The 8,371-nt window shown below is 61.3% G+C and carries 7 protein-coding genes and 1 riboswitch; of the genes, 1 reads left to right on the plus strand and 6 read right to left on the minus strand.

The window, feature by feature from the left end; all coding sequences use genetic code 11:
- Both alaS and ltaE read right to left on the minus strand, forming a co-directional pair.
- Window positions 1–1,740: alanine--tRNA ligase (alaS, locus tag DBR24_RS06860; protein ID WP_128614303.1), on the minus strand; the 1,740-nt coding region annotated here is incomplete at its 3' end.
- A gap of 146 nt (window positions 1,741–1,886) precedes the next feature.
- Window positions 1,887–2,891, minus strand: a complete 1,005-nt coding sequence (gene ltaE / locus DBR24_RS06865) for a low-specificity L-threonine aldolase (protein WP_128614304.1) — start codon at window positions 2,889–2,891, stop codon at window positions 1,887–1,889.
- A gap of 198 nt (window positions 2,892–3,089) precedes the next feature.
- Window positions 3,090–3,261, plus strand: a riboswitch (FMN riboswitch).
- 103 nt (window positions 3,262–3,364) lie between these two features.
- Here ltaE and DBR24_RS06870 point away from each other — a divergent pair.
- On the plus strand, window positions 3,365–3,874 hold the full coding sequence (locus tag DBR24_RS06870) for a 6,7-dimethyl-8-ribityllumazine synthase (protein ID WP_123467000.1): 510 nt from the start codon (window positions 3,365–3,367) through the stop codon (window positions 3,872–3,874).
- A gap of 155 nt (window positions 3,875–4,029) precedes the next feature.
- Here DBR24_RS06870 and astE read toward each other — a convergent pair whose 3' ends face one another.
- The 4 genes from astE to astD form a co-directional block, all read right to left on the minus strand.
- A complete protein-coding gene (astE, locus tag DBR24_RS06875; protein WP_128614305.1) occupies window positions 4,030–5,040 on the minus strand; it encodes a succinylglutamate desuccinylase in 1,011 nt (336 codons plus the stop codon).
- 12 nt (window positions 5,041–5,052) lie between these two features.
- Window positions 5,053–5,343, minus strand: a complete 291-nt coding sequence (locus DBR24_RS06880; protein ID WP_123467004.1) for a topoisomerase II — start codon at window positions 5,341–5,343, stop codon at window positions 5,053–5,055.
- Between the two features lie 57 nt (window positions 5,344–5,400).
- Window positions 5,401–6,747, minus strand: a complete 1,347-nt coding sequence (gene astB, locus DBR24_RS06885; RefSeq protein ID WP_128614306.1) for an N-succinylarginine dihydrolase — start codon at window positions 6,745–6,747, stop codon at window positions 5,401–5,403.
- 166 nt (window positions 6,748–6,913) lie between these two features.
- Window positions 6,914–8,371 (minus strand): succinylglutamate-semialdehyde dehydrogenase (gene astD / locus DBR24_RS06890; protein WP_128614310.1); only part of this gene is annotated, 1,458 nt, incomplete at its 5' end.

The following is an 8,371-nucleotide window of genomic DNA, read 5'->3' on the forward strand; positions in this document are numbered from 1 at the left end:
CTGTTGCACGTGCTCGCCCAAGACCTGACGCAGCGCAGCGTGCAGCAAGTGAGTGGCGGAGTGGTTGAGCGAAGTCGCGTGACGCACTTCGGCATCGACGTGGGTTTCCACCGGTGCGCCGATGGTCAGGCTGCCCGAATCCAGCACACCGTGGTGCAGGAATGCGCCGCCGGTCTTGGTGGTGTCGCGAACGTCGAAACGTGCGCTACCGGCCTGCAGGAAACCACAGTCGCCGATCTGACCGCCGGACTCAGCGTAGAACGGTGTCTGATTCAGAACAATCACCGCCTCTTCGCCTTCATTCAAGACGTCGACCGACTGGCCATCTTTATAGATGGCGACAATTTTTGCCGAACCGCTGGTGTCTTTGTAACCGGTGAACTCGGTGGCCACATCAACCTTGACCAGGGTGTTGTAGTCCAGGCCGAACGAGCTGGCCGAACGCGCACGAACACGCTGGGCTTCCATTTCACGCTCGAAGCCGACTTCGTCGACCGTCAGGCCGCGCTCACGAGCGATGTCAGCTGTCAGGTCCATCGGGAAACCGTAGGTGTCGTAGAGTTTGAACACCACGTCGCCCGGCACCACGGTGCCTTGGAGTTCCAGCAGGTCCTGCTCGAGAATCTTCAGGCCGTGCTCCAGAGTCTTGGAGAACTGCTCTTCTTCGGCCTTGAGTACGCGCTCGATGTTGCTCTGCTGCTTCTTCAGTTCCGGGAAGGCTTCGCCCATCTCGGCAACCAGCGCAGCCACGATCTTGTAGAAGAAGCTGCCAGTGGCGCCCAGCTTGTTGCCGTGACGGCAGGCACGACGAATGATCCGGCGCAGCACGTAGCCGCGGCCTTCGTTGGACGGCAACACGCCGTCGGCAATCAGGAAGCCGCACGAACGGATGTGGTCGGACACCACTTTCAGCGACGACTGATCGCCATTTTCGCAACCGATGGCTTCAGCCGAGGCTTTCAGCAGGTTCTTGAACAGGTCGATGTCATAGTTGGAATTGACGTGCTGCATCACCGCACTGATCCGCTCCAGGCCCATGCCGGTGTCGACCGACGGCGCTGGCAACGGATGCAACACGCCGTCGGCGGTGCGGTTGAACTGCATGAACACGTTGTTCCAGATTTCGATGTAACGGTCGCCGTCTTCTTCCGGCGAGCCCGGTGGGCCGCCCCAGATGTGGTCGCCGTGATCGTAGAAAATCTCGGTGCATGGGCCGCACGGGCCGGTATCGCCCATGGTCCAGAAGTTGTCGGACGCGTAAGGCGCGCCTTTGTTGTCGCCGATGCGGATCATGCGCTCGACCGGCACGCCGATCTCTTTGGTCCAGATGTCATACGCTTCGTCGTCGGAGGCGTAGACGGTGACCCAGAGTTTTTCCTTCGGCAGTTTCAGAACGCCGGTCAGGAAGGTCCAGGCGAAGGTAATCGCGTCGTGCTTGAAATAGTCACCGAAGCTGAAGTTACCGAGCATTTCAAAGAATGTGTGGTGACGAGCGGTATAACCGACGTTTTCCAGGTCGCTGTTCTTGCCACCGGCGCGCACGCACTTCTGGCTGCTGGTTGCGCGGGTGTACGCGCGCTTTTCCTGGCCCAGGAAGCAGTCCTTGAACTGGTTCATCCCCGCGTTGGTGAACAGCAGGGTTGGGTCGTTGCCCGGAATCAAAGAGCTGGAGGCTACACGGGTGTGGCCTTGCTCTTCGAAGAAGCGAAGGAAGGCTTCACGGATTTCTGCGCTTTTCATTAGGTTCTTCCACGGAGGCTGCGGCCAAAGGCCTGTTCGAAACGTCAACAGACGAAGCGACGGCAAAGGGCCGCATTATATCGGCCCTGCGCGCGGGGTACAGCGTGTTTATACGATAGAAACGGTCAATTGGACGGCTAACGCTGTCACTTGCGCGAAAACTCGACGAATGTCGCGATCACTTGCTCGATTTGCGAGCGATTGACGTCCATGTGCGTGACCATGCGCAGACGTGCGGCGGCGCTCAATTTGATCCCGCGTTCGGCGGCAAACGCCTTGATCGCTTCGGCTTTATCGCCCATCTGCACGTAGACCATGTTGGTCTGCACGGGCTCGACGCTAAACCCGGCGTCGCGCAGACCTTCGGCCAAAAATAGCGCGTTGGCGTGGTCGTCCGCCAGACGCTCGACGTTGTGATCCAGCGCATACAGCCCCGCTGCCGCGAGCAATCCGGCCTGACGCATGCCGCCGCCGACCATTTTGCGCAGGCGGCGTGCTTTGCCGATCAATGCCTCGGCGCCGCACAGCACCGAGCCAACCGGCGCACCGAGGCCCTTGGACAGGCACACCGAGACCGAATCGAAGTATTGGGTAATCTCGCGGGCATCCACGCCCAGCTTGACCGCCGCGTTGTACAACCGCGCGCCATCCAGGTGCAGTTGCAGGCCATGAGCCTGAGTAAACTGGCGTGCCCGGGCCAGATACTCCAGCGGCAGCACCTTGCCTTGCATGGTGTTTTCCAGCGCCAACAGACGGCTGCGGGCGAAATGAAAGTCATCCGGTTTGATCGCCGCCGCGACCTGATCCAGATCCAGCGAACCATCGGCCTGCACTTCCAGCGGCTGTGGCTGGATCGAGCCAAGCACTGCCGCGCCGCCGCCCTCGTACTTATAGGTGTGTGCCTGCTGGCCGACGATGTATTCGTCGCCACGTTCGCAGTGCGCCATCAACCCCAGCAGATTGCTCATGGTGCCGGTCGGCACGAACAGCGCCGCAGCAAAACCCAGGCGCCTGGCCAGTTCGGCTTCCAGACGATTGACCGTCGGATCTTCGCCATACACGTCGTCGCCGGTGTCCGCCGCCGTCATGGCGTCGAGCATGGCGGGAGTCGGTTGGGTGACGGTGTCGCTGCGAAGATCGATAACGCTCATGAACCTGGCCTCAAGTCAGCAGGGGAAATCCCTTTACGAAGGTGAATTACTGCGGTCATGGCGCGGATTAATCAACCCTTGCGCAAGGAAAAGTCGTTTCGGGCAGTCAAAAAATTCGATGGCAATCATCGGAAAGGCGCAATGCACAGACGCACAATCTGTGTTAAAAACGCTGCGCCGCCCGACAAAGGGCGGCAAAAACGTTCTCAGGGCGGGGTGCAATTCCCCACCGGCGGTAATTGCGCGCAATGCGCATAGCCCGCGAGCGCTTGGCGACGCACACGGCTTTTGCGGTGGGTGGCGGCAAGGTCAGCAGACCCGGTGTGATTCCGGGGCCGACGGTCATAGTCCGGATGAAGAGAGAACGGGATTGACGCCAAAGGGCCGTCCGCGAGCAGTCGTGCGAGCGTGCGCACCCTTGAATCCCTTTCGATTCATAACGCCCTGTTTTTCACACAAACAGGAGTCAGAACATGCAACCCACCGCTATCGACAGCAAAAGCAAACACCCACATGGCGAGCGCGTCGCGTTCATCCAGGCCTGCTGGCACAAGGAAATCGTCGACCAGAGCCGTAAAGGCTTCATCACCGAAATGCTGGCCCAGGGTTATCAGGAATCGGACATCGACTTCTTCGAAGTCGGCGGCGCCTTTGAAATGCCCCTGCACGCCAAGTTGCTGGCCAAGACCGGTCGTTATGCCGGCATCGTCGCTGCAGCCCTGGTGGTGGACGGCGGCATCTACCGTCACGAGTTCGTCGCCCAGTCGGTGGTCAGCGGCCTGATGCAGGTGCAGCTGGAGACCGAAGTGCCGGTGTTCTCGGTGTCCCTGACCCCGCACCACTTCCATGCCGGCGAAGAACATCAGAAGTTCTTCTTCGAGCATTTTGTGCACAAGGGCCAGGAAGCGGCGCGGACGTGCGCGGATACGCTGCGCAAGGTTCGCGCACTGCGCCGCAGTGAGCCGCATGCTGTAGCGGTCTAAACACGATGAGTGAGATCTCTGGTCTCACTCATTCCCCTGTGGGAGCGAGCTTGCTCGCGAAAGCGGACTGACAGCCAACTCAAGTGTTGAATGTCAGATTGCATTCGCGAGCAAGCTCGCTCCCACAGGGTTATATGGCGAAACCGAAACTGGCGTCAGGCGAGGTTTTCGTCGCCGGTCGGCACGATCAGGATGCCCGCGCGCAGGCCGTTCTTGACCTTCGGATTAGGGAAAATGATCCGTGCGCCCTCTTCCTCGATGACCCAGCGGGTATTGGCCAGGTCTTCGGCCAGCAGATACCCCACATCCAGCTCGGAAAAGTTCTCGATGTCCGCCGGCAGATTCAGGCGGAAGGCATCGCTGTGCTTGATGATTTCCCGGGCCACGCTGAACAGCTGCAAGCCATCCAGGCCTTCTTCGGCCAGACCCGGCTCATTGCCTTCGATGATCTGCTTCAGGCGGGTTTCCAGACGCGAAACGTCGACCCCTTCGTTTTGCCCGAACGGCCGCGCCTTGCCCAGTTCCAGAGTAAAGGCCTCGGCACCGAGCTTGTCGTAGGTGTAGGAGCTGAACACGATCGACGGCTTGTTCTGCAGCAGCACCGCCTCCATACCGGCGGCACGCAGGCGCGCCAGTTCGCGGCGCGAATGCTGGCGACCGTCCTTCCACGGATACAGGGCGAACTGCTCGATCTTCGAGCCACGAATCGCCGTGTGCAGGTCGTAATGCAGGCGATCACGATCCGGCAGGCTGAAGAAACTTGCCGCCAGTCGCTCCAGCTCACAGGCGCGCAGCGCTTCGGAACCACTGGTTTGTTCATGACGGCCGTTGAACAGCCGATTGACGTCCTGCTCGACGAAGCGCTCGCCTTTACGAATCGCTTCCGGGTTGCCGAACAGAAACAGAATGCGTGCGCGCGGCTTCAGGTCGCCGCGAGCGATGTCATGCAGCAGCCGATCGAGTAACTCGATCGGCGCGGTTTCATTGCCGTGGATGCCTGCCGACAGCAGCAGGTCCAGGCCATTGTCACGCGCTTCGGGTGGCCGTACTTCCAGCGCACCCTCGCTCAACCAGCGCATGCGCACGCCTTCGACAGTCAGTTGAGTCTTCTCCGCCGGTTCGCGGCCGGCGAGGGTCAGTTCAAGCAGTTTGCCGAGGGCGAGCATAGAGCGGTTTCCTTAGTGATCGTGGTTGCAATCCGGGCCGTGCACGTGATCCTCGTCAGCGCCGAGGTCAGCCGGTTCCATTTCCAGTTGCAGACTTACCAGATTAGTCGCCAATGGGCGCAGCAGCAGGTTGGCGTACTCTTCGTCACCTTCCTCGACGTCCACGCCAATCAGCAGTTGGCCACGGCCGTCCTGCTGGATCCACAGCTCTTTGCCTTGCCACATGACCGCGACGCGGGTGCACGAGGTTTGCCGTTGTGTGCCGTCGGTGTCTTCAAGGATCAGCTGCAGGGAATCGCTCATGTTTTTACTCTCTTGGGGAGACAAGCCGCGCGCCGCATTCAGGCGACGCGCCGGCCATCAATTGATCTGGAATGGATAAACCGCGCCCAGTTTAAGGATTTGCGTCAGTTCATCCAGTGCCGTCCGGCATTCAAGCAGCAATTGCGGGTCCGCCAGATCGCTCTCGCTCAGGCGGTCGCGATAGTGCTTTTCAACCCATGCGGTCAATGAACCGTACAACGGCGCGGTCATGATAACCCCTGGGTTGACCGCCGCCAGTTCGGTTTCGTTGAGCGCGACACGCAGACGCAGGCACGCCGGGCCACCACCGTTCTGCATGCTTTGTTTGAGGTCGAAGACTTTCACTTCGCGGATCAGGCCGCCGGAGCTGGTCAGACTTTGCAGGTAAGCCCACACGCGCTCGTTGGCCTGGCATTCCTGCGGCACGATCAACAACATCGAACCGTCAGGGCGCGACAGCAACTGGCTGTTGAACAGGTACGAGCGCACGGCATCATCGACGCTGACCGCCGAACGCGGCACGCAGATGGACTGGAACTTGCCGCCGACGTTGGCGAGCTTGCCTTGCAGCTCGGCCAGCATGTGCTCGGTCTCAAGGAACGCGTCCTCGTGATAGAACAGCACCTCGCCGTTGCCCACCGCGATCACGTCGTTGTGGAACACGCCCTGATCAATCACGTTCGGGTTCTGCTGAGCGTAAACCACGCCCTCGTCCCGCAGACCGTGCAGACGCGCTACGGCTTGCGACGCTTCCAGAGTCTGGCGCGCCGGGTATTTCTGCGGCGCCGGGTAACGGGTGTCAAATGCACTGCGACCGAACACGAAGAACTCGACACCAGCCTCGCCGTACTCACGGCAGAAACGCGTGTGGTTGGCGGCGCCTTCGTCACCGAACTGCGCCACCGCCGGCAAGGCGGCGTGGTGGGCGAAGTGCTGCTGATCGGCGAACATCGCCCCCAACACGCGACTGGTGGTCGGGTGCTCGATGCTGCGGTGGTATTTGCAGTTGAGGTTGGCGGCGGTGAAATGCACGCGACCGTCAGCAGTGTCGGCGCTCGGGCTGACGGTGGCGGCGTTGGCCACCCACATGCTCGACGCCGAGCAACTGGCGACCAGCAGCGGCATGGCCTCTTTGGCAGCGCGCTCGATCACTTGCGCGTCGGTGCCACTGAAACCCAGACGGCGCAACGCAGCCACGTCCGGACGCTCCTGCGGCGCCAGCACGCCTTGCTGAAAGCCCATTTCCATCAGCGCTTTCATTTTCGCCAGACCTTGCAGCGCCGCTTCCTTCGGATTCGAGGATTGCTGGCTGTTGCTCTGGGACGCAACGTTGCCGTAGGACAGACCACCGTAGTTATGGGTCGGCCCCACTAGACCGTCAAAATTGACTTCATAGGATTTCATCAGCGAGGCTCCACGAGAATCTGTTGTTATAGGCTTCAGTAACTAACTGTTCAGTGCGACCGCGTCGCGGCCATCGCTGGCAAGCCAGCTCCCACAGGATTAGCAGTGTTCACAGACTCTGTGTACGACTCAATCCCTGTGGGAGCAGGCTTGCCAGCGATAGGCATCAGACCATTTTCACGCCAGGCGTCAGGGCCGCCGGCAACACCAGGCTCGGGGTTTCCAGCGAGGCCACCGGGTACGCGCAGTAATCTGCCGCGTAGTAGGCGCTGGCGCGATGGTTGCCCGAAGCGCCGACACCGCCGAACGGCGCGCTGCTCGCGGCGCCGGTCAGCTGTTTGTTCCAGTTGACGATACCGGCACGGCTTTCCAGCCAGAACTGCTGATAACGCGCTTCGGAATCGGACAGCAAACCTGCCGCCAGGCCATACGCGGTGTCGTTGGCTTCAGCAATCGCTGCAGCAAAATCGGTGTAGCGGATCACTTGCAGCAACGGGCCGAACAGTTCTTCGTCCGGCCGCTCGGCGACGGCGGTCACATCGAGAATGCCCGGGGTCAGCAAGGCCGATTGCGCCTGTGGCTGAGTCATTGCCAGCAGCGACACGGCGCCATTGGCCAGCAGATGTTGCTGGGCATCCATCAGCGCTTTGGCCGCGCCGAGGGAAATCACCGACCCCATGAACGGCGCCGGTTGCTGATCGAACGCACCCACCTCAATCGTCGAGCTGACTTCAACCAGACGCTTGAGCAGGCTGTCGCCCCACGCACCTTGCGGCACCAGCAGACGACGGGCGCAGGTGCAGCGCTGGCCTGCAGAAATGAACGCCGACTGAATGATCGTGTACACCGCGGCGTCCAGATCAGCCACCTGATCGACCACCAGCGGGTTATTGCCGCCCATTTCCAGCGCGAGGATCTTGTCCGGACGTCCGGCGAACTGCTGATGCAGGTGATTGCCGGTGCGGCTCGAACCGGTGAAGAACAGACCGTCGATGCCCGGGTTCGCCGCCAGCGCGATGCCGGTTTCACGAGCGCCTTGCAGCAGGTTCAACACGCCGGCCGGCAGACCGGCTTCGATCCAGCACTTGACCGTCAGCTCGGCGACTTTCGGCGTCAGTTCGCTGGGCTTGAACAGCACGCTGTTACCGGCCAGCAGCGCCGGTACGATGTGCCCGTTCGGCAAGTGGCCCGGGAAGTTGTAAGGGCCGAACACCGCGACCACTCCGTGTGGCTTGTGGCGCAGCACGGCGGTGGCGTCGCCCAACGGGCCGCTCTTCTCGCCGGTGCGTTCGCGGTAGCTTTGCACCGAAATCGCGATCTTGTTGACCATGCTGGTGACTTCGGTCGCGGCTTCCCACAGCGGCTTGCCGGTTTCCTCACCGATGGTGCGGGCCAGTTCGTCGCTGTGGTTTTTCAGGGCGGCGGCAAAGGCCTCGAGCACGCTGATGCGCTCGTCGAGCGAACGGCGCGCCCAGCCCGGGAATGCCTGACGCGCCGCCTGCACGGCGGACTCGACCTGAGCGGCGGTGGCGCCCTCCCCCGACCACAGCACTTGCTGGGTCACCGGGTTCAGCGACTGAAAGGCTTCGCCCTGACCGGCCAGCCATTCACCTGCGATGTATAG

This window comes from Pseudomonas sp. HMWF006 (genome assembly GCF_003061205.1).
GTDB lineage: Bacteria > Pseudomonadota > Gammaproteobacteria > Pseudomonadales > Pseudomonadaceae > Aquipseudomonas > Aquipseudomonas monsensis.

Excerpts from the sequence above, each read along its gene's own strand:
- ltaE (WP_128614304.1), bottom strand. The coding sequence starts at position 2,891 with ATGAGCGTTATCGATCTTCGCAGCGACACCGTCACCCAACCGACTCCC.
- DBR24_RS06870 (WP_123467000.1), top strand. The coding sequence starts at position 3,365 with ATGCAACCCACCGCTATCGACAGCAAAAGCAAACACCCACATGGCGAG.
- astE (WP_128614305.1), bottom strand. The coding sequence starts at position 5,040 with ATGCTCGCCCTCGGCAAACTGCTTGAACTGACCCTCGCCGGCCGCGAA.
- DBR24_RS06880 (WP_123467004.1), bottom strand. The coding sequence starts at position 5,343 with ATGAGCGATTCCCTGCAGCTGATCCTTGAAGACACCGACGGCACACAA.
- astB (WP_128614306.1), bottom strand. The coding sequence starts at position 6,747 with ATGAAATCCTATGAAGTCAATTTTGACGGTCTAGTGGGGCCGACCCAT.